The organism is Nocardiopsis sp. FR4 (genome assembly GCF_009830945.1).
Lineage (GTDB): Bacteria > Actinomycetota > Actinomycetes > Streptosporangiales > Streptosporangiaceae > Nocardiopsis.
On record NZ_VWVV01000029.1, the window covers coordinates 1 to 23,991 of the forward strand.

Consider the following 23,991-nt stretch of genomic DNA (forward strand, 5'->3'; position numbering starts at 1 on the left):
GCCTTTGACACCCCGCTCGGCCGGACGGGTCTCCCCGCACGGCTGGGGCCTGCTACCGGGCGCTCCGGCGCTTACCCGGACGGGACTTCCACCCGCTGGCCTGACACAGCTTCCAGGACACACCATGGGCCCACGGTAGGGTCCCGCACGGACACGGGAGCTCCAGGTGGCGCGGGATGTCTCCTCCGCACGGTAGAACCGAGGCAGCCGTGCCCCGCGCCCCCGGAGCCTCCGGGACGGCGGCCGGGCACCCGCGGAGAGGACGGACACGGTGGACGAGAGCGACCTGCGGTACCTGCGGCGCGCGGTGGACCTGGCCGCACGCGCCCTGGCGGCGGGGGACGAACCGTTCGGCTCGGTGCTGGTGGGGTCGGACGGGACGGTCCTCCTGGAGGACCACAACCACGTCGCCGGGGGCGACCGCACCCGGCACCCCGAGTTCGCGATCGCCCGGTGGTCGACCACGCACATGAGCCCGCGGGAGCGGGCGGCGGCGACCGTCTACACCTCCGGCGAGCACTGCCCCATGTGCGCGGCCGCGCACGGGTGGGCGGGGCTGGGCCGGATCGTCTACGCCAGCTCCTCGGCGCAGCTGGTCTCCTGGCTGGACGCGTGGGGCGTGCCTCCGGCGCCGGTGCGGGCGCTGCCCGTCCGCGAGGTCGTGCCCGGAGCCGTCGTCGACGGTCCGGTGGACGCCCTGGCCGAGGAGGTGCGGGCGCTGCACGCCCGCTTCCACGGGAGGTCCTGAGGGGCGGGGACGCGGGTCAGTCCCGGTCCCGGCGGGGCACCTCTGGTTCGAAGCTGCCCTGGATGACCCGCCCGCCCCCGGGGGCGGGGTTTCCGGGACCGGGTCGGCCGTCCCAGCCCGGGGCGCCCTGGCCGGGGACGGTGGCGCCCCGGACGGTGAACTCCCCGTCCGCCCTCTCCCGCATCCGCCGCACGCGCCGCTGCGCCCACCCGGCGAAGGCCCAGCGCAGGACGGGACGGGTGAAGGGCAGGACCATCAGCAGCCCCAGCGCGGCGGTGACGAACCCGGGGACGATGAGCAGGACACCGCCCGCCATGAGCATGAGCGGGTCGAGCAGGCCCCCGCGCGGCGGCTCCCCCGAGCGCATGGCCGCGTCCGCGTCGCGGAAGGCCCGGGTTCCGGCCCGGCGCAGCACGGCCACTCCCAGGACCAGCATCGAGACCAGCACGGCCAGCGTCCAGGGGACGCCGATCCAGCCGCCGACCTCGATCATCAGCCACACTTCCAGGAACGGCAGCGCCATCAGCGCCAGCACGATCAGCAGCGGCATGCCCAAACCATCCTCAGGGTCGTCGGCCTACGGGGGTCCTCTCCCTACAGGGGGCAACGCACGGACGCGCCCCGGGGTTCCCCGGGGCGCGCCTCACGCGGCGCGGCGGCGGCCCAGGACCACGGAGGCGGCCACCGCGGCCAGGCCCAGTGCGCTGAGCAGGGCCTCGGGGGCGGCGCCCAGCCGGGTGGCCACGGTCGTGCCCTCGCGCGCCTGGAGTTCGGCGACGTGGATGTCGGCCACCGCCTCGCCGGAGGTGTAGGCCAGGGTGCCGTCGGGGTTGACCACCGCGCTGACGCCGCTGGTGGAGACGACCACCGCCGGGCGGCCGTGCTCGACGGCGCGCAGCTGGGTGATGGCCAGCTGCTGGTTGGTCTGGCCGGTGAAGTTGTAGTTGGCGTTGTTGGTGGGGATCACGATGATCTGCCCACCCGCGGCCACCGCCTCGCGCACCGGCGGGTCGAAGGCCACGTCGAAGCAGATGCCGACGGCCAGGGTCGTCCCGCCCACGCGGAGCGCGCCGGGTTCGCCGCCGGGCACCGCGTCGGAGCTGACCTGCCGCAGGCGCGCCACGAAGCGGGTGAAGAAGTCGCGGTAGGGGATGTACTCGCCGAACGGCACGAGGTAGCGCTTGTCGTAGAGCTCGCCAGGCCCGGTCTCGGGGTCCCAGACCACGCTGCTGACGTGGCGGGTGCCGTCGTCGTTGAAGCGGCTCATGCCCCACAGCAGCGGCACGCCCGCGTCGGCGGCGGCCTCGTCGATGGTCTGGCGGGCGACGGGATCGCGGAAGGGGTCGATGTCGCTGGCGTTCTCGGGCAGCAGCACCATGTCGGGCGCGGGGTACTCCCCCGCGCGGACGGCGTCGGCGAGCTCGTGGACCCCGTTCGCGTGGTTGTTCAGGACCTGCATGCGCTCGCCGAGGATGGACATCTGGCCGACGTTGGGCACGTTGCCCTGGACCATGCCGACGGTGACGGTGTCGGTGACGGCGGGACGGCCGACCGCCGGGGCCAGGACGCCCCCCGCGACGACGGCGGCGCCGGCGGCCAGGCCCACGGCGGCCAGCAGCAAGGGTGCGCGCACTCCGGGGTTTCGGTCGTCCTGATCGCCGCGCCCGCTCCGCCGGGAGTTCAGGGCCCCGAGGGCGCGCAGCGCGCTCCACAGCAGCAGGCCGCCGGTCAGGGCGACGGCGAAGGACACCAGTGCCGAGGACCCCAGGGCCGCGTATCCGACGAAGGGCGTGTCGGGCTGGGCGAAGGCGAGCTTGCCCCAGGGGAAGCCACCCAGCGGCCAGCGGGCCCGCACGGCCTCCTGCGCCACCCACAGCGCGGCGGTCCACACGGGCCAGCCGGGCAGGCGCATGGCCAGCGCCAGGCCGATCGCCATGGGCAGGAAGTAGGCGGCCTCGGCGGCGGCGATGAGCAGCCACACGTCGACGCCGAAGATGTCCTGCCAGCGCACCAGCGGCACCATGAGCGCGGCACCGGCGAGCAGACCCAGCCAGGCGGCGCGGCGCGGGCGCGTTCCGGCCACGGCGAAGGCGAGCAGGGCGGCGCTGAGGGGGCCCAGCCACCACAGGCCGTACGGCGGCAGGGCCAGGAGCTGGGCCAGGCCGGATCCGGCCGCGGCCAGGACCCGCCACAGCGGATCGCGGCGGCCCCACCGGTGTCCCCGTGCCAGCACGGAGCCGGGGGAGCGCGCCGGGGTCGCCGGCCGCTCCCTCCCCACCGGATCCGGCGAGGGTCTGTCGGAGCCGGGGGCGTCGCCCCGCTCGATGTGCTCGGCAACCACGTGGGGTGCTCGCTTTCCGCTGGCTGGTGGAGTCCTCGCGGTCAGCATATGGGGGGACGCGGAAAAGGCCCGAGCCACCCTTCGGACCGGCTCCGTCCCGTCGGCGGCGAGCTCGGAAGACCGTTGTCTACTGGATGTTCGGGCCTTTTCCGGGTCCAACCCCCCGCCCGGTCGCGGTACTCCACCCCTCACCCGATCCCAACTGCACCTGGCGCGTGATGCAGCGTCCAATCGGACGAGTGGGGGCCGCACAACCGGTCCGTCCAGTGCTGGACTGGTCGTTAGGTTACCCAGACTCCCCGACCCGATGCCTCAACCCGGTGGCCGTGTCGTGGCCGCCGACCGAGCGCGCGGAGGGGAGAAAGGAAAGAACCGTCGGACAGGCTAACGCACCTGGGGCCGCCACGCCAGCTGAGCGAACCGGGTTTGTGTCCGACCGCAATCGGATCGACATCGACTGAAGTATGGACTTTTCGATCAGGATCGTGTGTCATGTGATCAGCAGAACAGCCTGGTTCGATCAAATCCGAAAGTTCCAGGCGCGGTGACGTGGCCTCACGAGACGCACGTCACCTTCACCACGACCCCCGGTCCGGGAGCTGACAACCATGGCGGAGATCGTCCTCGAGGGCGTTGACAAGATCTACGGCGGCGACGTCAAGGCCGTCGACAACCTGAACCTGAAGATCGAGGACGGCGAGTTCATGGTGCTCGTCGGCCCCTCCGGCTGCGGCAAGTCCACCGCGCTGCGCATGATCGCGGGCCTGGAGGAGATCTCGGCGGGCACGCTGGTCATCGGCGACGAGATCGTCAACGACCGCCCGCCCAAGGACCGCGACATCGCGATGGTCTTCCAGAACTACGCGCTCTACCCGCACATGACCGTCGAGCAGAACCTGGCCTTCGGTCTGAAGCTGCGCAAGGTCGCCAAGCCCGAGATCGCCCGCCGGGTCAAGGAGGCGGCCGAGATGCTGGGGCTGGAGCCCTACCTCAAGCGCAAGCCGGGCGCCCTGTCCGGCGGCCAGCGCCAGCGCGTGGCCATGGGCCGCGCGATCGTGCGCGAGCCCCGCGCCTTCCTCATGGACGAGCCGCTGTCCAACCTGGACGCCAAGCTGCGCGTGCAGATGCGCGCCTCCCTCAACCAGCTCCACGAGCGCCTGGGCGTCACCACCATCTACGTCACCCACGACCAGATCGAGGCCATGACCCTCGGCGACCGGGTGGCGGTCCTGCGCGACGGCCGCCTGCAGCAGGTGGACACCCCCAAGCGCCTGTTCGACTCCCCGGTCAACCTCTTCGTGGCCGGTTTCATCGGCTCCCCGGCGATGAACTTCGTCGACGCCGAACTGGTCAGCGAGGGCGACGGCGGAGTGCTCACCTTCGCCGAGCACAAGCTCCCGGTCCCGGCGAGCGTCCTGGACGCGCGTCCGGGCCTGCGCGACTACCTGGGCCGCAGCCTCATCCTGGGCATCCGCCCCTCGGACTTCAGCGACGCCGAGCTGGACGGCAACGATGACCCGCGGATCCAGGTGACGGCGGGCGTGACCGAGGAGCTGGGCACCGAGATCAACGTGATCTTCGGCGTGGACGCCCCGCCGGTGCGCCACGAGGACGCGGCCGCGCTGGCCAAGGACGCCGCGGGTGAGGAGGGCGAGGACGAGGCCCTGCCCCTGGGCGGCAGCAGCACGCTGTTCACGGCCCGCGTGAGCCCGCGCAGCAGCGTGCGCCCGGGCCACCCGATCAGCCTGTCGGTGGACGTGAGCCAGCTGCACTTCTTCGACCAGGAGAGCGGTCTGGCCATCGGCCACCCGGACAACGTCAAGTAGCGCACGGAAGCCCTTTCCCGCCGCCGAGCGCGGCACCGAACGCCCCGACGGGCCCCTCCCTCCTTCCGGGACCCGGCGGGGCGTTCGGGTGTGCGCCCACCGCCGCCGCGGCCGGGGACGGCGCGGGTGGCGCCCGGAGCCTCGACGGCCACGCCTGCCCCGGTTCCTCCCGCGACAAACCTTGCCCCCTCGGCACACCCGCGTTTCCCGAGGCAAGGAAGCTCTTCCTTGACCGGCGGCTGAGCGCGCCTGAACGATGTGATGGTGCGCAACCGAGCCCCCGGAGCCGCCCTCACCGCCGCCGACCCCGTGTCCGCGGCGGAAGCCCCGCACGGTCGTCCCGTCCCCGACCCCTTCCGGTGGTTGGAGGACGCCGACTCCCCCGCGACCCTGCGCTGGCTGGAGGAGCGGGGCCGCGAGTACGAACGCGAGGCCGCCGCCTGGCCGCTGCGCGGCCGCCTGGCCGCGCTCATCCGCTCCCTGGTGCACACCGACCTGTGGAGCCCGCCCGTCCACCGGGGCGGCACCGCCTTCGCCACCGTGCGCCCCGCCGGCACCGAGCACCCGCGCCTGGTCGCCCTCAGCGGCCGGGAACCGCCGCGCACCGTCTACGACCCCGCCGCCGAGGACCCCTCCGGGGGCACCACGCTGGACGCCTGGGAGCCCGGACCCGACGGGACCCTGGTCGCGGTACAGACCTCCTCCGGCGGGGTGGAGCGCGGCGCGCTGCGGGTGCTGCGCGCCGACACCGGCGCCCCGGCCGGACCGCCGGTGCGGGGCGTGCGCTACTCCCACGTCGCCTGGGTCCCCCAGGGCCCGCCCGCCTTCTACTACGTGCGCCGCGACGGCGACCGGGGCGTACGCGGCGTGTGGCTGCGCCGGGCCGGCGACGGCGCCGAGACCCTCGTCCACGCCTGCACGGCGGCCGGGACCGTGCCCGGGGTGCGGATTCTGGGCAGACGGTGGCTGCTCGTGACCGAGAGCCACGGCACCGGGCACCGCAACGACCTGTGGCTGGCCGACCTGGCCGCCACCGAACCCGGGCACCCCCTTCTGCGGCCGGTACAGGTCGGCGTCGAGGCCGAGACCGAGGCCCGCATGGGCGCCGACGGCCTGCTGTACCTGCGCACCACGCTGGACTCCCCCCGGCGGCGGATCTGCGCGGTGCGCCCGGAGGACCCCGCCCCCGAGCACTGGCGCGAGGTGGTGCCCGAGGAGGACGGGGCCACCCTGGACGCGTTCGCCCCCTGCCGCGGCCCCGGCGGCGACCCGGCCCTGTTCGTCTCGCGCACCCGCTGGGGGATCAGCGGGGCCGCCGTCCACGACGCCCGCACCGGACGGCTCCTGTACCCCGTGGACCTGCCCGGTGAGGGCATGGTCCGCGACCCGGCGACCGGCCCCGACGGGTCGGTGTACCTGGGCTACGCGGACGTGGCCACCCAGCAGCGCGTCCTGCGCCTGGCGCCGGGCGAACGCGCGCCGCTGCCCTGGCGGCCCCGCGAGGAGGCCCCGCCCTCCCCCGACGTGGAACGCACCGTGCTCTGGTGCCGTTCGGCGGACGGCACGCGCGTCCCCGTGACCGTGTTCGAGGCCGCCCCCGCCGCGCCGGGAACGGACGGTGCGCCCGGACCCCTCCCGCGGCCCGGCCCGACCCTCCTGCACGCCTACGGGGGCTTCGGACGGCCCCGCCAGTTCGGGTTCAGTGCGACCGTGCTGGCCTGGCTGCTGTGCGGCGGCCGGTACGCGGTCGCCCACGTGCGCGGCGGCGGCGACGCGGGGCGCGCCTGGCACCTGGCCGGTTCCCGGCGCGGCAAGCCGCGCGCCGTCCAGGACCTGGTGGCCGCGGCCGACGCCCTGGTGGGGGCCGGCCTGTGCGACCGCGACCAGCTGTGCCTGTCCGGCGGCTCGGCGGGCGGGCTGCTCGTGCTGGCCGCCGCCACCGCGCGGCCGGACCTGTGCGGCGCCGTGATCGCCTCCGCCCCGCTGGCCGACATGGCCCGCTTCGAGCGCATGGGTCTGGGCCGCATGTGGACCCGCGAGTTCGGCACCGCCGCCGACCCCGGCGACTTCGCCGCCCTGATGTCCTACTCCCCCTACCACCGGGTGGTGGAGGGCGAGCCCGGGCGGCGCTACCCCGACGTCCTGCTCACCGGTTTCCACGGTGACACCCGCACCGACGCGGCCCACCCGCGCAAGATGTGCGCGGCGCTGCTGGCGGCGGCGCGGGAACGGGACCGCCCGCCCGCCCTGCTCCGGTACGAGCGCGACGTGGGCCACGGCCCGCGCGCGGTCAGCCGGGCGGTGGGGCTGGCCGCCGACGCGCACGCGTTCGCGGCCCACCGGACGGGGCTGTCGGCGCGCTGAGCGCGGGCCGCGGTCCTGACTCAAGAGAAACGGCACACAGAAAGCGAGGTGTGGTGCTCATGGACCCGATCGAGGTCGAGGTCGAGGACCTGGCGGAGGTGACCTCCCGCGACATCACCGCGGGCGGCGACAGCGACGGCACCGACTCCAGCTCCGACTTCATCTGATCCACCCGACCGACGTCCCGCCCGGCCCGGTCCCCCCTGGCCGGGCGGGGCCCTCCCCCGACGGAAGGAACCGCCGTGAGCGAGCCCGGCCACCTGTTCACCCGGACCCTGAGCGACGTCGTGGGCCGTGAGGCCCTGACCACGCGCTTGTCGGAGGAGTTCGTCTTCGCCGACCTGGGCGCGGAGGCGGTGCGCTCGCTGCTGACCTTCGACGACCTCAACCGGCTGCTGGCCACCTGCTCCCCCGAACCGCCGCGGCTGCGCCTGCACCGGAACGGGTCGCCGGTCCCGGTCGAGCGCTACACCGAGTCGGCCACCTCCTCGCGCACGGCGCGGCGGGTGGTGCGCCCAGAGGCGCTGTACCGGGAGCTGCGTGCCGGGGCGAGCCTGGTGCTGGACGGCCTGGACCGGATGCATCCGCCGGTGGGCGAGGCGGCCGACGACCTGATGCGCCTGGTCCGCGAGCGCGCACAGGCCAACCTGTACCTGATCTGGGGCGAGTCGCGCGGGTTCGACACCCACTGGGACGACCACGACACGGTGATCGTGCAGGTGGAGGGCACCAAGCACTGGCAGGTCCACGGTCCCGGGTCGCGCCCGTACCCGATGAAGAACGACGTGGACCACGCCCACACCCCGCCGCGCGACGCCGACGGCGAGCTGCACACGGTGTGGGAGGGCGTGCTGCGCCCGGGCCAGGTCATCCACGTGCCGCGCGGCTGGTGGCACACGGTGACCGGTACCGGTGAGGTGAGCATGCACCTGACCTTCGGCTTCACCCGGGCCACCGGGGTGGAGTGGGCCGACGCCCTGGTGCGGCGGCTCTTCGGGGAGGAGGTCTTCCGCCGGGACCTGCCCCGCTTCGCCGAGCCCGAGGTGCGGCGCAAGCACCAGGGCGAACTGGTGGCCCGGCTGGTGGAGTTGGCCGAGGAGACGGACCTGGACGGCTTCCTGGCCGAACGCGACGCGCGCTTCCCCCGCCGAACCTCCTTCTCCCTGCCCTGGCCGGTGGAGGAGCGGGTCCCCGGCGCACAGGCGCGGGTGGAGTTCGTACCGATCCTGCCGCCCCCGCTGACCTGGGAGGGCGAACGGGTGGTGGTGACCGTGGGCGGACGCCGGTACCGGTTCCCGGCCGTGGTCGCACCGGTCCTGGAGGCCGTCGCCCTGCACCGGGAGCTGACCGTGGCCGCCCTGGCCGAGCACGCGGGCGTGGAGGCGGACCAGGCGGCACAGGTGGTGTCCGTGCTGGCCCGGCACCACCTGGTACTGGTCCGCTGAGCCCGGGCCGGGGACCGGCTATCCGCCGCCGGCCGCCGTGCGCTGGCCGCGCACGTACACCTCGACGCCGTCCAGCAGGCGGCGCACGGAGAAGTCCAGGTCATCCGAGGCACCGGAGGTGCCGTCGGGCACCGAGTCCTCCAGTCCCCCCTCGCGCAGCAGCCGGGCGACCGTGGGGAAGCGCTCCTCGGTGACGAACCGGCGCAGGCCCGCGGCGTAGCCGCGCATGGTGTCGGCAACCGTGGCCCCCGTCGCCCGGGCCGCGCGCTCCATGTCCACGTCGATGCGGAAGGTCTCGCGCAGGGTGGTGGACAGCAGCGTCAGGATCGGGAGCGCCTCCCCCGGGTCCAGGCCGGAGCGGACGAGCTCGCGCAGCCCGGCCTCCATCCAGCGCAGCCCGTTCGGACCGCTGGGCGGTCCGGTCATGGCCAGGTACACGGCCCAGGGATGGTTCCGGTAGAGGGCCAGCACGCCGCGGACCCAGGCCTCGACACCGGCGCGCCAGTCGCGGTCACGGCTCGGCTCGGGCGGCTCGGCGTCCAGGACCGCGTCGCCCATGAGGGCGAGCAGGTCCTCCTTGCTGTCCACGTGCCGGTACAGCGACATCGTGGTGAAGCCGAGCTCCTTGGCCACCCGCTGCATGGAGACGGCCTCCAGGCCCTCGGCGTCGGCCAGGGCGACCGCCGCTGCCACGACGGCCTCCCTGCTGAGCTTGGGTTTGGGGCCGCGCCTGGGCGCGGGCCGCCGGACCCCCCACAGAAGCTCCGTCTCCCGTTCCATCCGGTTGGTCGGCTGTCGCTCGGCCGTCATGCCCCACCCGTCGTCGGCTGCGTCGTTGACTCCCATCCTAGAACTGTGTACTACTTACACTAGTAAGTGTATGACATATACAATTTACGTCGCACACGGTTACCTCGCCGAGCCGCGCCCCCGCTCGCGCACCAGCCCGCCCACGCGGAGGAACGACCCGCCATGACCGCACCCACCACCGCAGCGACGCCGCCCCGCGGCGCCGGTCGCCAGGGGCCCCGCTGGTGGCAGCGCCCCTGGATCCTGCCCCTGGCCCTGTTCAGCCTGGCCTTCCTGCTCTACTCCCTCCCGCCCTACCTGAGCCTGGACCCCGCCGACGCTCGCCTGCCCTCCCCCGAGGGGCTGGCCTGGCACTACCCGGTGCTGGTCACCCACATCTTCGGCGGCAGCCTGCTCACGCTGCTGGTGATCCTCCAGGTGTGGCCGTGGCTGCGCGCCCGCCACCCGGCCGTGCACCGCTGGAGCGGACGCCTCTACGTGTTCGCCGGGATCCCGCTCGTGGGGGTTCCCGCGCTGCTCATCTCCCCGGTCAGCAGCACCGGCTTCAGCACGCAGATCAGCAACGCCCTGTGGGCCGTGCTGTGGCTGTCCTTCACCGCCCTCGGCTACGCCATGGCGCGCCGGCGCCGCTTCGCCCGCCACCGCGAGTGGATGCTGCGCAGCTTCGCCCTGCTCTTCGGCATCGCCTTCGACCGGGTGATCATCATCCTGCTCATCCTGCTCGCGATGCCGGGGCTGGAGAGCGCCTACGGCGGCGACGAGGCCGTGCTGGCCGCGACGATCGCCCCGGCCGCCAGCTTCCTGTCGTGGGTCCTGCCCCTGCTGTGCGTGGAGTGGTGGCTGCAGTACCGGCGCCCGCGCCGCCGCTCCCGGACGTAGCGACCGGCGGGGTCGGCGCCGCCGACCCCGCCCCACCGCGCCACGGTCGGGTCGGCCACCGCACCCACGACCGGAGCGGAGAGGGCCGGTCGTCCCGCCACTCACCGAACCCGCCCGCACCACCCGGACACGAGGAAGGAATAGGAAGCAATCCATAAAGAATCCGCAAAACCGACACGGGTGACAGAGAACACACGCGCCACCCCGCAGGCGAACCCGCCCCGGCCTGCGCCTTTCCCCTTCCGGCCCGCCCTGCCCCGCCCGAACCGATCATTGCGGCACACGCGAACATTAGGGTAGCCTCACTTAAGAGGCGCAGGTGTATTCGCCCCCCGGAGGCCACTGCAGCCCCACAGCCCCCGGTACATGACGGCATCGTGCGACGAAGGGCAGGTTTCCGCAGTGATGGCAGATCCGCTCGACGCGCTCCGTGACGCCTGTGCCCCGCTGAAGTTCGCCCCGCTGCCCGACCTGCTCTCCGCCGAGGACCCGCGGGCCGGCGCGGCGCCGGGGACGCACTGGTACCGGGCCGACACCCTGGCCTCGGACGGCTCGCTGCCCGTCCTCTTCGAGCGGCTGCGCTCCGAGCACGGGCCCGGTCACCGGCTGCCCGCCGCCACCAACTTCCTGCGCGTGACCCTGCGCGAACCCATCTTCCTGGTCTCGGCCTCGCTGTACCTGACCGGACGCGCCCCGCTGCTGGGCCCCGACCGGCTGTACCTGCCCTGGGACGCCGTGCACGCCCGGTTCGGCACCCCCGCCGTGGCGGGGGTCCGCGTGGCGGTCCTGCCCGACGACCCCGCGGCCGGCCGCCCCGGCACCGTGGTCGCCGAGGACGAGGCGCACCAGCTGCGCCTGGCCGCCCGGGCCCTGTTCGCCACCTTCGAGCCGCTCCTGGACGCCCTGCACGCGCACACCCGCTCGGGCAAGCGCACCCTGTGGGGCTGGGTGCTCGACACCCTGCACTTCTACATGCTCAACCCCGCCCGCTACCTGGGCCGCGACGCCGAACAGGCCTGGGACCTGGCCACCCGGCTGGGGGACGCGGTGGTCGAGGCGGGCGCGGTCACCCGCAGACGGCCCCGGCTGTTCCCCTTCGCCCCCGGCGACCCGCGCGGGACCTGGGCGGTACGCGGCACCTGCTGCTTTGACTACAAGGGCGACCCCGAGCACGGGTTCTGCACCACGTGCCCGCTCAAGTGCGACGGCGAACGCAGGCAGGACCTCTCGGAGTGGCTGCGCGACCCCGCGCTGGCGCCCTGAGCGGGGAACCGCCCGTCCCGGTTCAGGTGATGACCCGGGCCTCCACCGGACCGCTGTAGGCGGGCTCGAAGACCACCGTCCGGGCCCGCACCTCCCCCTCCACCGTCACCACCCCCGACAGGCTCTGCCCCGGGGCCAGGCTGCGCGCTCCGATCTCGTTGGCGTCCATGCCGATCGCCTCGGACGTGCTGTGCTCGACGCCCTCGGTGTCCACGACACGGAAGTAGAGCGGGTTGACGTCCACGTCCTCACGACCGGTGTTGGTCACCGAGACGGCCACACTGGTGAAGTCGCCCTCCTCGTAGAGCGGGCCGGGCTCGAACTCGGTGGCCGCGGCGGTGACCTCGGCCTGGGTCTCGGGCAGCGGCGCCGACCCCTCCTCGCGCGCCGCGGACCCCCCGCTCCCGGCCGTGAACAGCGCGAGGGTGGTGCAGCCGCCCGCCAACAGCAGCAGGACCAGCAGCACACCGCAGCCGATGCCCAGGATCTTGCCCCAGGGGGTGGGACGCACCTCCGGCGGCCCGTAGCCGCCCTGGGGCGGATAGGCCTGACCGCCTCCCGGCTGCTGGCCGTAGGGCTGCCCGTAGCCCCCGGGCGGAGCGAAGCCGGGCCCCTGACCGGAGGGGCGCCCGCCCGCCTCCGCGTAGCTGGGCCCCTGACCGGAGCTGAAGTTCGCCGGCGGGCCGCCGGGAGGGTAGCCCCCCGGACCCGTGTCGGAGGCGTCCGACTCCCCGTACCCGGGCGGGTAGCCGGCGTGCTCGTACCCCGCCTGGGCCGGACCGCTGGGCCCCTCCGAGACCTGGCCGGTCACCGGTTCGGGCGGAGCGCCCGTGGGGTGTTCGCCGGACGGCCCCGCGCCCCCGGAGTCCCCCCGGTAGGGGTGCGCCCCCGCGGCGTGCCGCCCCGGCGGCTGCTCGTGGGGATGGCGGTGCGGCGGCTCGCCCGGGGGCTGGACACCCCCCGCCATGGGGTCCGGAGGGTCGCCGGGACGCCACTCCTCCGGCGGCTGGTGGTTCACCGGGTCCCGCCCCGCCTGCTCCCCCGCCGCGTCCCCGGGTTCGCGTTCGGACACTGAGAACACCCCCCTGTCAGCGCGCCGCGCCCACCGGGGCCGGTAGACGCCTCACGCCTGCACCGTAACCGCGTGCGGGCGGATCCGCTCGGACATCGCGGGGCGTTTCGGGAAAGGACCGTACGCACCCGGTCAGCGCTCGCCCGTCCCCCGGGCCCGCAGCGCGCGCACGGCCAGTACGAAGACCGGTACCGTGAACAGGGCGGCGAACACGTTCAGGCCGCCGAACCCCGCCTGGGCGAGCACCAGGCCCGACAGCGCCCCGGCCGCGGCCCCGCCCAGGTTCATCACCAGGTCGCTGACCCCCTGCGCCCGCGGACGCACCCCGGCCGGAAGCGACTCGGCCAGCAGCGCGGTCCCCGACACCAGGCCGAACGACCAGCCCAGCCCCAACAGGACCAGCCCGACCGTCACCTGCGTCCCGTCGTGCCCGGCCGTACCGGCCACTCCAGCGGCGCACAGCAGGATCACCTGCCCTCCCAACAGCACGGGAACCCTGCCGAGGCGGTCGGTGAGCCACCCCACCACCGGGGAGAGCGCGTACATGCCGGCGATGTGCAGGGAGATGGTCAGCCCGATGACGGTCAGCGCCGCACCGTGGTGGGACATGTGCACGGGCGTCATGGTCATGACCGCGACCATCACCGTGTGGCTGGCCACGATGCCGACCACCGCGAGCAGTGCCCCCGGGCTGGCCGCGACCACCCGCAGCGTCGCGGGCGCGGAGAGCCGGGCGGCGTCGGGAACCCCCCGGCCCCGCTGCTCCGCGGCCGCCACCAGCAGGGGGTCCGGACGCAGCAGCGCGAAGGTCACCAGCGCGCCCAGGACGAACCCGGCGGTGGTGAGCAGCACCGGGCCCAGCAGCGCGGGCAGACCCAGCAGCGCGGCCACACCGCCGGTGGGACCGATGAGGTTGGGCCCCAGCACCGCGCCGACCGTGGTGGACCACACCACCAGGGACAGGTCCCGGCCGCGGTTGCGGTCGGAGGCCAGGTCGGCGGCGGCGTGGCGGGCCTGCAGGTTGGTGGCGGTGCCTGCGCCGATCAGCACCATGCCCGCCAGGAACAGCGTGAACACGCCCAGCAGCGTGGCCGCGATGACGGTTCCGCCGCCGAGCGCGCCCAGGAGCCAGCCCGCGGCCAGACCGGGGCGGCGGCCGTGCCGGGCCGCCAGTGTGGCCAGGGGCAGGGCGAACACCGCGGCGCCCAGGGTGATCATGGTGGTGGCCGCGCCCGTCCAGGCGTCGGAACCGGTCAGCTCCAGGGCGATGAGCGCGCCCACGGCGAGCATGGCGCCCATGCCGACACCGCCGACCACCTGGGAGAGCATCAGGGCCGCGACCATGCGGCGCTGGAGCCGGACACGGGCTGTTTCGGACAGGTCCGGCCAGGTTCGAGCGGTGTGTGCAGACACGCGTACGTCCTTACGATTCATCCCACTAGTGGAGGAAATCCTAGACGCGGGCGGAGGGTCCCGGCCATGTCGGGATGCCCACGGGAACGGACACCCTCAGCCCCGTCCGTAGCGCCACCGCAGATAGTCGTGCTCGCGCTCGACGTAGCGCATCTCCGAGTACAGGGTGTGCGGATCGCCCGCGCTGATGACCACGCCGCTCTCGGGCACCACCGGCCAGCACGCGAAGGCCCAGAAACAGCGGGTGTAGGGGCCCCACAGGACCACCCACGCACCCTGCTTCTGCCATTCGATGTGTTCGGCGATCCGGCGCTGTTCCTCTTCCCCTGCCTCGTCCATGCCGACAGTGGACATACCCGCCACCGGGGCCGCCGATCAGGCCGGAACCGGCCATGCCGACGGGGTTGTGTGGCGCGCGCGGACACCTCCGGCTCGGGGCGGCCGGCGGCGCGGGAGGGGGAGCCGCACACGCGCGGTGCCCGGGACCGCGCGGTCCCGGGCACCCGGGGCTCAGCGGCCCGGGACCAGCTCGCTGCCCGGAACCGGCTCGGAGGGGTCGTTGCCCAGGGCGACGATCCGGTTGTCCCGGTCCACGTGCACGATGTGCTGGACGTGCTCGGCCCGCTCGGCCTCGGTCAGCTGGGCGTAGGAGATGATGATGACCAGGTCGCCGGGGCTGACCAGCCGGGCGGCGGCGCCGTTGATGCCGATCACCCCCGTGCCCCGCTCCCCGGTGATCGCGTAGGTCACCAGGCGGGCGCCGTTGTCGATGTCGACGATGTGGACCTGCTCGCCGTCGACGATGTCGGCGGCGTCCATCAGGTCGGCGTCGATCGTGACCGACCCGACGTAGTGCAGGTCGGCCTGCGTGACCGTGGCGCGGTGGATCTTGCCGTTGATGAGGGTGCGCAGCACTGCTCAAGCCTCGTTTCAGGTCTCTTGCGAACTACAGGCCCAGGGGTCCCGTGTTCCTCCATGATGGCCCCTGGCGCGTGCCGCCCGAGCCACCGGGGTCCCGCATCGCCACCAACGCACGCGCGCGCCCCCGTGTTCCGCGCACCGGAGGGAGCGGGTGCCCGCCCGGCTCGTCGTGCGCGGATCCGGCGGCGGGGCCGCCGGGGAGCGGCCCCGCCGCCGGTCGCTCAGGTGAGCGAGGAGAAGGCCACCACCCCGCGGCGCACCAGGTCGCCGGCCTTGCGCGCGGTGCTGCGGACCTCGGGGTCGCCGGTGGCCCCGGCGATCTGGCCGAGCATGTCCACCAGCATCTTGGCGGTGCGCACGAAGTCACCGGCGGGCATGTCGGCCTGGCGCAGGATGGCGTCCAGCCGGTCGCCGCTGGCCCACCGGTGCGCCGTCCACACGAACCCCAGGTCGGGCTGGCGCAGGAACGAGACCCGGTGGCGGGCCTCCACCTCGTTGAGCTCGCCCCACAGCCGCACCATCTCCAGGAGGGTGTCCTCGACGCGGCCCCCCGGCAGACGCGGGTAGGCGTCGTCGCCGCGGCGCGCCTCGTAGACCAGCGCCGCCGCGCAGGCGGCCAGCTCCGGCGGGGTCAGCTCCTTCCACAGCCCCCGGCGCAGGCACTCGGCCACCAACAGGTCCAGCTCGGAGTAGACCTTGGCCAGCCGCGTCCCGTCCTCGGAGACGCTGTCCCCGGACAGGTACTCCAGGTCCTCCAGGACCCCGCACACCCGGTCGAAGGTGCGGGAGATGACGTGCGAGCGCCCCTCCACCCGGCGGCGCAGGCTCTCGGTCTCCTTGCGCAGCCGGAAGTAGCGCTCGGCCCAGCGGGCGTGGTCCTCACGGTCGGCGCACCCGTGGCAGGGGTGCTCGCGCAGCTGCGAGCGCAGCCGCAGCACCTCGGCGTCCTCCCCCGCCTCGCGCCGCCCCCGCTCGTAGACGGGCTCGGAGCCCTGCTCCCTGAGCCTGTTGCGCAGGGTCGAGGCCAGGTCCTGGCGCGAGCGCGGCGACTTGGCCGAGAAGGACTTGGGCACGCGCATGCGCCCCGACGGGTGCACGGGCACGGTGAAGTCGCTGGCGTTGACCCTCTTGACCTGTTTGTCCACGGTGAGCACCAGCGGCGCGGGCAGGTCGTGGCGCAGCCCCGGGTCCAGTACGACCGCGTGCCCGGAGTAGCGGCCCGAGGGGATGCGGATGATGTCGCCGGGGCGCAGCTTCTCCAGGCTCTCCAGCGCCTCGTCGCGGCGACGCACGGAGCGGTTCTTGGCCAGCGCGGACTCGCGGTCGCTCAGGGCGCGGCGCAGCGCGGCGTACTCCATGAAGTCGCCCAGGTGGCACTCGGCGGCCTGGGCGTATCCCTCCAGGGCCTCCTCGTGCTTGCGCAGCTGCTTGACCAGGCCCACGACGGCGCGGTCGGCCTGGAACTGGGCGAAGGACTCCTCCAGCATGTTGCGGCTGCGCTGGCGGCCGACCTGCCCGACCAGGTTCACCGCCATGTTGTAGGAGGGCTGGAAGCTGGAGTTGAGCGGGTAGGTGCGGGTGCCCGCGAGGCTGGCGACGGCCTCGGGGTCGGTCCCGGCCTGCCACACGACCACCGCGTGGCCCTCCACGTCGATGCCGCGCCGCCCGGCGCGCCCGGTGAGCTGCGTGTACTCGCCGGGGGTGAGCTGGGCGTGTGTCTCGCCGTTCCACTTGTCGAGCTTCTCGATGACCACCGTGCGCGCGGGCATGTTGATGCCCAGCGCCAGGGTCTCGGTGGCGAACACCGCGCGGATGAGCCCGCGCGAGAACAGGTGCTCGACGATCTCCTTGAACGTGGGCAGCATCCCGGCGTGGTGGGCGGAGATGCCCGCCTCCAGCGCGCGCAGCCAGTGGTCGAAGCCCAGCACGGCCAGGTCGGCCGGAGGGATGTCGGCGCACCGGGTCTCGGCGTACTCCCGGATCCGGTCGGCCTCCTCGGGGGTGGTGAGCACCAGCCCGGCCGACACGCACTGGCGGACGGCCTCGTCGCAGCCCGCCCGGCTGAAGACGAAGGTGATCGCGGGCAGCAGGCCGTCGGCGTCCAGCTCCTGGATGATGGTGGGCCGCGAGGGCGGCGCGAACCGGGAGCGGGGCCGCACACCGCCGCGGGCCCGCGACTGCGGGTGGCGGCGCCGGTTGGCCAGCTGGGTCATCCGCGAGTCCTCCTCGGCGAACCGGATCAGCCGCGGGTTGATCCGCAGCCGCTGCCCGCCCACCTCGATCTCCCGGGGCTGCCAGCCCCTGCGGCGCTCGCGTTTGCGCTTGCCCCGGCGCTCACGGGGCTCCTCCCCGCCCTCGGAGGACTCCTCCTCGGTGTCCACGAACAGGTCGTGCACGCGGTTGCCGACCATGACGTGCTGCCACAGCGGCACGGGCCGCTTCTCGTCGACGATGACGGTGGTGTCCCCGCGCACCTGCTGCAGCCACTCGCCGAACTCCTCGGCGTTGCTGACGGTGGCCGACAGGGCGACCATGCGCACCGACTCGGGCAGGTGGATGATCACCTCCTCCCAGACCGCGCCGCGGAACCGGTCGGCGAGGTAGTGCACCTCGTCCATCACCACGTAGGCCAGCCCGCCGAGGGTGGCCGACCCCTCGTAGAGCATGTTGCGCAGCACCTCGGTGGTCATCACGACCACGGGCGCCTCACCGTTGACGCTGTTGTCCCCGGTCAGAAGCCCGACATGTTCGGCGCCGTACCGGCTGACCAGGTCGTTGTACTTCTGGTTGGACAGCGCCTTGATGGGCGTGGTGTAGAAGCACTTGGTGCCCTCGGCCAGGGCGAGGTGAACGGCGAACTCGCCGACCACCGTCTTGCCGGAACCGGTCGGCGCGGCCACCAGCACCCCGTGGCCGCTCTCCAGCGCCTTGCAGGCCCGGATCTGGAACGGGTCGAACTCGAACCCGTAGAGGCCCTGGAAGGCCTCGATGGCGGCGCTGGAGGCTCCCTGGCGCCGGCGGAAGGCGGCGTACCGCTCAGCGTGACTACTCATATGGCCTCCAGCCTATGAGGTCAGCTCCAACATCTCGACCGCTTTGGGAGCCACTTCGCACACCAGCGGCGGCGGGCCCGTGCGCTCTCCGTCGGCGTAGGCCGCGCCCGCCTCGGCCCGGACGGTGACCACGCGCCCGCGCTCGGCCACCACCTCCTCCAGACCGGTGTGGCCGCCGGTGAACACGCGCGGGAACATCCGCAGGAAGCGGCCGACCGACACCTGGCGGACGAAGACCACGTCGAGGAGGCCGTCGTCGGGCTCGGCGTCGGGGCACACCCGCATCCCCCCGCCGTAGGCGCACGTGTTACCGACCGCCACCAGCATGCCCGGACCGGCGAGGCGGCGCCCGTCCACCTCGATCTCGTAGTCGATCGGACGGAAGGAGCGCAACTCGGCCAGGACCGCCGCCAGGTAGGCGGCCCGTCCCGCGCGGAGGCGGAACCCGTTGGCGCGCTCGTTGACCCGGGCGTCGAAGCCGCAGGCCAGCACGCTGAGGAAGTAGCGCTGGGTGCCGTTGGCCAGGCGCAGGCGCACCGCGTCGGCCGAGCGGGTGCGCCCGCGCAGGACGGCCGCGGCCACGTCGCGGGCCGAGCCGCGCGGGCGGCCGAAGGCACGGGCGATGTCGTTGCCGCTTCCGGTGGGCACCACGGCCAGCGGCACCCCGGTGCCCACCACCCCCTGCAGCGCCTGGTGGACGAGGCCGTCACCGCCCACGGCCACCAGGGCGTCGGGGCGGTCGGCCGCGGCCAGGCGGGCCATCCGGCGGCTGTCGGCGGCCGAGCGGCCCGTGTACACGTACACACGGGCCCCGGCCTCGCGCAGCGCCTCCTTGAGCCGCACCGCGGTGACGGCGGCGCGCCGCCGACCCGAGTGCGGGTTGACCAGGAGGGCGATGTGGCTTCGGCTCCCGGTCACAGCGGGAGGTTCTTTTCACGCAGGTTGGGTTTCCTGCTTCGTCGCCGATCGCCGACCCGAATCAACGGCAGGGGGCGGAAGGCCGCCCATCGGTCTCGCATCAGCTCCACAGACATCACTTTCCACCAGCCCGGCGGTAGGTCGGCCCAAGCATGGACTTCGCCCGCGCCGACGGACGCCAGGCTAGCACCGACCCCGGTGTGCTGTGCGGGTTTCGCGGTTCTGACGGCGGCTCCCCGACGTGCCCTCCCTGGCGCCGGCCGAGCGGATGGGGCCCGGCCCCGCCGAGGCGGTACCGCGACGGCTGTCGGACCGGCCCCTGATCCTCCGGAGCCGGTGAGGTCCGACCGCGCGGGGGCCGGCCCCGTCGGCGTGGGGCTACTGCGAGACCCGACCGCCCTCGGCCTCCTCGCGCTGGCGGCGGCGGTACTCCTCCATCGCCTTGGGGGTGTTCAGCGGGGAGGGGACCCAGGCCACCTCGACGTCGACCTCACCGCGCTGGATACGGCGCTCCTCCTCGGTGAGGTACTCCTCCGGGATGTCGAACTCACCGTCGCGGGCGCCCAGGACGAAGGCCTCCCACTCGGCGGGGGTGAAGAACAGGGTGCCCTTCTCGGGGGACTTGCCGTCGCGCACGGCCCGGAAGCCGTCGTCGAAGGTGGCGACCTCGACCACGGCCTCGGACTCCTCCTTGGACAGGGAGGACCGCATCCAGACCGCGTCCGTGGTGTCGTGCCACTTCTCGTTGCCCATGGCCTCGGGCGGGAGCTCCCGCTTGGCCTCGGCCTGCTCGCTCATCGCACTTCCTCTTCCCAACAACCGTCCTCGGCCGGGGGCCCCGGCCCGACGGGGCCGCGCCGCCGACCGGCCCCGTCGGGCCGCGCGCACGAGGCCGGAGGCGGGCCGCCGAGCGGTCGCCGCGGGGGCGGTGCGGGTTCCACCGGGGGGCGGGGCACGCTGGACGCGCGGGCCCCGCGACGGGCGGCACCCACCGAACACACTAGCGTCTGCCGGCGCGGTTCAGATGCGTTTGCCGGACTCCTCGCCCACGTCGGGACCGTCCAGCGGAGAGGGCGTCTCGCCCAGATCGGAGGGGGTCTCGTCGAGGTCGGAGATCTGGTCGTCGTCCAGTTCCGCGTAGGGGTCGCGGCGCCGCCTGCGCCGGTCGTTGAGGAAGGCGAACAGCTCGGCCAGCTCGAACAGCACCACCAGCGGCACGGCCAGGGCCAGCATGGAGATCGGCTCGGCCGGGGTGATCACGGCCGCCACCAGGAAGGCGGAGAAGATGATGACCCGGCGCCACTTGACGATGGCCTCGTGCGGCAGGACCCCGGCGATGTTGAGCAGCACCACCAGCAGCGGCAGCACGAACCCCACACCGAACATGACCATCATGATGACCATGTAGTCCAGGTACTGGCCGATGGTGAGGAAGGTCAGCGCGTCCTCGGGCAGGAACCCGAAGAGCATGGTCAGCGCGTAGGAGGTGACGTAGTAGGCCAGGGCCGCGCCGACGGCGAACAGCAGGGCCGCCAGCGGTGCGAACACGTAGGCGTAGCGCTTCTCGCGGGTGTGCAGGGCCGGGGCGACGAAGGCCCACAGCTGGTACAGCCAGAACGGCGCCGAGACGAGCGCGCCCACGAACAGCCACACCTTGAAGGCCACGAAGAAGGCGTCGAAGGGCCCGGTCACGATGAGCGAGCAGCCGTCGGCGTCGACCGCCTCGGACTCGGGCAGGGAGCAGTAGGGCGCCTTGAGGAACTCCCACACCTGGTCGTAGACCAGGTACCCGACCACGCAGCCCAGGGTGAGGGCGATCAGCGCCTTGGCCAGGCGGTTGCGCAGCTCGCGCATGTGGTCCATGAGCGGCATCCGGGCCTCGGGGTTGGCGGCCCGGCGTCGTGCCCTCATCGTGCGGTCACTCTTTCGTCTCCTTCACCCGCGCGGCTGGCTCGCACGGGTCCCGGCGTTCGGAGCGCGGCGGGGCGGCGCGCTGCCGGGCCCCCGCGCCGCACCGCGCCGGATTGCCGATGTGGTGGTGGGTCGCTCCCGGCCGGGCGGCCGCGCACGCCGCTGACGGAGTGCGCCGGTGCCGTGCGGGGTGGACGCCGCCCCGGCAGGGGCGACCGTCCGCGGGCCGCCGCCGTCGGTCGGCGGTCGCCGGGAACTAGTTCCCGTAGGTGCGGTGCGTGGTCTCGCCGGACTCGTTGACGATGCGCTGGCCCGGGGGCAGCTGCGGGTAGCCCTGCTGCTGGGGCTGCTGCGGCTGCTGGGGCTCCGGAGCCGCGTTCTGCTGCGCGGAGGCCTGCTGGTTCTGCGCCCCGCCCGACTCCTGGCCGTCGTTGTCGTCGTCGATCAGGCCCTTGCTCTCGGCCTTGAGGATGCGCGCGCTGCGCCCCAGGGAGCGGGCCAGGTCCGGAAGCTTCTTGGCTCCGAACAGCAGCAGGGCCAGGATCACCAGGATGGCGATGGTAGGTCCGTTGAACGGTCCCATGGTTCTACCTCTCTGTGGGGCGCGACCAAGCGCCTTCGATGGTACGCGCATTCGGACGCGGGGCCATCATGTCCCCGCACCGCCGCGGCCGACGCGCTCACGAAGGTCGGCGCCGCTCGTGCGGAACTCCTCCGACGTCCGCGCCACGGCCGCCGACAGGGCGCCCGCCGCACGGCGCGCGCGCAGCGCGAGAACACCGAGAACGACGAGCCCGGCCACAACCGCACCGAACAGGACAACGAGGACGATCACCCTTCAACCCTATCCCTTGTGACATGACCTCCACCTCGACCCCGGGTGAACGTCTGGGCCTCACTCGGGCGACGAAGCGGTCTCGACCAGTGTGGCGGAGGTTTGCTCGGCGCGGTAGTGCTCCAGGGTACGCCGGGCCTCGGCCCGCGCCTCCTCCGCGAGCGCCTCGGGAGCCGCCAGGCGCCCCTGCGGGCCCAACTGCAACGCCAGGCGCACCGCCCAGGCCGGAGCCGGGGTGCGCAGCGTGGCCCGCACCCCTCCCCCCGGCAGCTCGGCCACCGACTCGCACACGTAGTCCTCGGTCACCCAGCGGGCGGTGGGCTCCAGGTCCAGGACCACTTCGGCGTCGCGCTCCGAACGCTGGAGCACCCCGCCGGACAGGTCGCGGCGGCCCACCCCCTCGGGAACCTCGGCGGCGTAGGGCAGCACGGTCAGCTCCAGCACCCGGTCCAGGCGGAACAGCCGCACGTCGCGGCGCAGGTGGCAGTAACCCTCCAGGAACGGGTAGCCGTCCTGGACCACCAGCCCCATGGGGTCCACGTCGCGCTCGGTGACCTGGTCCAGGTAGCCGGACAGGTAGCGCAGGTGCAGCCGCTGGCCCGCCGCCAGGGCTTCGGCGCAGCGGCGCTGGGTCTGGGCGACCTGCTCGTCACCCTCCAGGCGCACCTGCACCGAGTCGGCCAGGGAGCCCAGGGCCTCCCCCGCCGCGGAACGCAGCTTCTCCGCGACCCGCTTGAGCGCCCCGCCCTCCAGGCCCCCGGTCTCGGGCAGGGCCTCCAACAGGGACAGGCCCACGACCAGGCTGGCCGCCTCGTCCGCGGTCAGACGCAGCGGCTGCGCCAGGGTGTCGGCGTTGCCGATGATGATCTCGCCGGTCTCCCGGGCCGCGTCCAGGTCCACGTCGATCAGGTCCCCGGGGGTGTAGCCGGGCAGCCCGCACATCCACAGCAGGCTGAGGTCGGCCACCACCTGCTTCTCCGTGAGCCCGAAGTGGCGGGCCACCTCCGGGACCCGCACGTCCTGGCCCAGGGCGTAGGGGACCAGCATGAGCAGGCGGCGCAGCTGGTCGGCCGAGCGCGGGCCGCGCGCCGGGGCCTCCGCGCCCCGGGGCGCGCCGGAGGCGGGCACCGCACCGGCCGCGGGGGCCTCGGCTGTGGCGCGCAGGTGGGCGACCATGGCCCGGCGAGCCTCGGCGGGCTCGACGATGACCGCGCGCGAACCGAAGGAGGCCACCCGCCGCACGAGGTCGGAGGTGTCGGCGTAGGGGTAGCTCAGGGTGTCCCAGCCGCCCCCGGCGCTGTCGCGCTCACCGGGCACCACCCGCAGGGCGCCCCGGCGCAGGGCGTGCGCGGAGTCGGTGCGCACCCGCAGTACGGCGGTGCGCTCGGGTTCGGCCCGGTGCCCCGCCACCACGGAGCGCAGGTCCACCCCCTCGGGGACGACCACGTCGGGGCCGCCGCGCAGAACGCTCACCTCACCCCGGATCCGGCCCAGGCGGAAGACCCGGCGGGCCCGGCGGTGGCGGTCGTGGCCGACCACGTACCAGTGGCCGCGCAGGTTGACGATGCCCCACGGCTCGATCTCCCGCCGCTGCGCGGTGGTCTCCCCGGGCTTGAGGTAGTCGAAGGAGATGGGGCGACGGTCGCGCACGGCCTGCCAGACCGGACCGAAGGCGGGCTCGTCGGTGCGCATCGCGGGGGTCAGGCCGGGAGCGGCCTCGCTGTCCACGGGGACCCCGGCGGAGCGGAGCTTGAACAGGGCGTTGGCCGCCGCCTCCCCCAGGGAGGCGTGCCGCCAGGCGCGGGCGGCCAGGCCCAGGACCAGGGCCTCGTCCGGCAGCAGGTGGATCTCGGGCAGCTCGTAGTCCGAGCGGGAGATGCGGTAGCCCTCCTCGCCGCTGAAGGCGTCGCCGGCGCCGACCTCGATCGGGATGCCGCTGTCCCGAAGTTCGCGCTTGTCGCGCTCGAACATGCGCTTGAAGGCGGACTCGGTCTCGGCCTCGGCGTAGCCGTACACCGTCTGCCTGATCTCCTGCGCGGTCAGGTGGCGGCGCGTGGACAACAGGCAGATGACGAGGTTGAGCTGTCGTTCCGTCTTCCTGCGCGACATCGTGCGCACCCTTCTCGCCCGTGGTGGATGTACCGGCGCGCTGGGCGCGTCGTCCCGCGGCCGGTTCAGCAACGACGGTACCG

General features: G+C 73.8%; 20 protein-coding genes. 6 read left to right on the forward strand and 14 right to left on the reverse strand.

Annotated features, from left to right (window positions below):
* The first annotated feature begins 271 nt into the window (after positions 1 to 271).
* Complete coding sequence (locus FYW95_RS22275) at positions 272 to 748, forward strand: nucleoside deaminase (RefSeq protein ID WP_159942475.1); 477 nt, start codon at positions 272 to 274, stop codon at positions 746 to 748.
* Positions 749 to 764: 16 nt separating this feature from the next.
* On the opposite strand, the gene FYW95_RS22280 is transcribed toward FYW95_RS22275, so the two are convergent.
* The gene (locus FYW95_RS22280) at positions 765 to 1,298 is read right to left on the reverse strand and encodes an FxsA family protein (RefSeq protein WP_159942474.1); all 534 of its coding nucleotides are present in this window, start codon (positions 1,296 to 1,298) and stop codon (positions 765 to 767) included.
* Between the two features lie 93 nt (positions 1,299 to 1,391).
* Complete coding sequence (lnt, locus tag FYW95_RS22285; RefSeq protein ID WP_236567764.1) at positions 1,392 to 3,089, reverse strand: apolipoprotein N-acyltransferase; 1,698 nt, start codon at positions 3,087 to 3,089, stop codon at positions 1,392 to 1,394.
* Between the two features lie 608 nt (positions 3,090 to 3,697).
* Here lnt and FYW95_RS22290 point away from each other — a divergent pair.
* From FYW95_RS22290 to FYW95_RS22300, 3 genes are all read left to right on the forward strand, one after another.
* The gene (locus FYW95_RS22290) at positions 3,698 to 4,915 is read left to right on the forward strand and encodes an ABC transporter ATP-binding protein (protein ID WP_159942472.1); all 1,218 of its coding nucleotides are present in this window, start codon (positions 3,698 to 3,700) and stop codon (positions 4,913 to 4,915) included.
* 261 nt (positions 4,916 to 5,176) lie between these two features.
* A complete protein-coding gene (locus FYW95_RS22295; RefSeq protein WP_159942471.1) occupies positions 5,177 to 7,279 on the forward strand; it encodes a prolyl oligopeptidase family serine peptidase in 2,103 nt (700 codons plus the stop codon).
* A gap of 242 nt (positions 7,280 to 7,521) precedes the next feature.
* Positions 7,522 to 8,724, forward strand: coding sequence for a JmjC domain-containing protein (locus FYW95_RS22300; protein ID WP_159942470.1), 1,203 nt, complete (start codon positions 7,522 to 7,524; stop codon positions 8,722 to 8,724).
* Positions 8,725 to 8,742: 18 nt separating this feature from the next.
* Here FYW95_RS22300 and FYW95_RS22305 read toward each other — a convergent pair whose 3' ends face one another.
* A complete protein-coding gene (locus FYW95_RS22305; RefSeq protein ID WP_159942497.1) occupies positions 8,743 to 9,534 on the reverse strand; it encodes a TetR/AcrR family transcriptional regulator in 792 nt (263 codons plus the stop codon).
* A gap of 162 nt (positions 9,535 to 9,696) precedes the next feature.
* On the opposite strand from FYW95_RS22305, the gene FYW95_RS22310 reads away from it, so the two are divergent.
* Positions 9,697 to 10,413: a DUF2306 domain-containing protein gene (locus FYW95_RS22310; RefSeq protein WP_159942469.1), complete on the forward strand. Its 717-nt coding sequence runs from the start codon at positions 9,697 to 9,699 to the stop codon at positions 10,411 to 10,413.
* Between the two features lie 402 nt (positions 10,414 to 10,815).
* Positions 10,816 to 11,676, forward strand: a complete 861-nt coding sequence (locus FYW95_RS22315; protein WP_159942468.1) for a (2Fe-2S)-binding protein — start codon at positions 10,816 to 10,818, stop codon at positions 11,674 to 11,676.
* 22 nt (positions 11,677 to 11,698) lie between these two features.
* Here the strand turns inward: FYW95_RS22315 and FYW95_RS22320 are convergent, their stop codons facing one another.
* The 11 genes from FYW95_RS22320 to FYW95_RS22370 all read right to left on the reverse strand — a co-directional run bounded on the left by FYW95_RS22320 (position 11,699) and on the right by FYW95_RS22370 (position 23,908).
* The gene (locus FYW95_RS22320) at positions 11,699 to 12,748 is read right to left on the reverse strand and encodes a DUF4352 domain-containing protein (protein ID WP_236567763.1); all 1,050 of its coding nucleotides are present in this window, start codon (positions 12,746 to 12,748) and stop codon (positions 11,699 to 11,701) included.
* 132 nt (positions 12,749 to 12,880) lie between these two features.
* Positions 12,881 to 14,161 (reverse strand): MFS transporter, encoded by a 1,281-nt coding sequence (locus FYW95_RS22325; RefSeq protein ID WP_236567762.1) that lies wholly within the window; start codon positions 14,159 to 14,161, stop codon positions 12,881 to 12,883.
* Positions 14,162 to 14,257: 96 nt separating this feature from the next.
* Positions 14,258 to 14,515: a hypothetical protein gene (locus tag FYW95_RS22330; protein WP_159942466.1), complete on the reverse strand. Its 258-nt coding sequence runs from the start codon at positions 14,513 to 14,515 to the stop codon at positions 14,258 to 14,260.
* 156 nt (positions 14,516 to 14,671) lie between these two features.
* A complete protein-coding gene (gene panD, locus FYW95_RS22335) occupies positions 14,672 to 15,076 on the reverse strand; it encodes an aspartate 1-decarboxylase (protein WP_159942465.1) in 405 nt (134 codons plus the stop codon).
* Positions 15,077 to 15,303: 227 nt separating this feature from the next.
* The gene (locus FYW95_RS22340) at positions 15,304 to 18,135 is read right to left on the reverse strand and encodes a DEAD/DEAH box helicase (protein ID WP_159942464.1); all 2,832 of its coding nucleotides are present in this window, start codon (positions 18,133 to 18,135) and stop codon (positions 15,304 to 15,306) included.
* Positions 18,136 to 18,147: 12 nt separating this feature from the next.
* Positions 18,148 to 19,053, reverse strand: a complete 906-nt coding sequence (locus tag FYW95_RS22345) for a diacylglycerol/lipid kinase family protein (RefSeq protein ID WP_159942463.1) — start codon at positions 19,051 to 19,053, stop codon at positions 18,148 to 18,150.
* Positions 19,054 to 19,431: 378 nt separating this feature from the next.
* On the reverse strand, positions 19,432 to 19,851 hold the full coding sequence (locus FYW95_RS22350) for a DUF397 domain-containing protein (protein WP_159942462.1): 420 nt from the start codon (positions 19,849 to 19,851) through the stop codon (positions 19,432 to 19,434).
* Positions 19,852 to 20,073: 222 nt separating this feature from the next.
* A complete protein-coding gene (gene tatC, locus FYW95_RS22355; RefSeq protein WP_159942495.1) occupies positions 20,074 to 20,925 on the reverse strand; it encodes a twin-arginine translocase subunit TatC in 852 nt (283 codons plus the stop codon).
* A 295-nt stretch (positions 20,926 to 21,220) separates the two neighbouring features.
* Complete coding sequence (gene tatA, locus FYW95_RS22360) at positions 21,221 to 21,547, reverse strand: Sec-independent protein translocase subunit TatA (protein ID WP_159942461.1); 327 nt, start codon at positions 21,545 to 21,547, stop codon at positions 21,221 to 21,223.
* A 66-nt stretch (positions 21,548 to 21,613) separates the two neighbouring features.
* Positions 21,614 to 21,799, reverse strand: a complete 186-nt coding sequence (locus FYW95_RS22365; protein ID WP_160050716.1) for a hypothetical protein — start codon at positions 21,797 to 21,799, stop codon at positions 21,614 to 21,616.
* A gap of 60 nt (positions 21,800 to 21,859) precedes the next feature.
* The gene (locus FYW95_RS22370) at positions 21,860 to 23,908 is read right to left on the reverse strand and encodes a helix-turn-helix transcriptional regulator (protein ID WP_159942459.1); all 2,049 of its coding nucleotides are present in this window, start codon (positions 23,906 to 23,908) and stop codon (positions 21,860 to 21,862) included.
* Between the last annotated feature and the right edge of the window lie 83 nt (positions 23,909 to 23,991).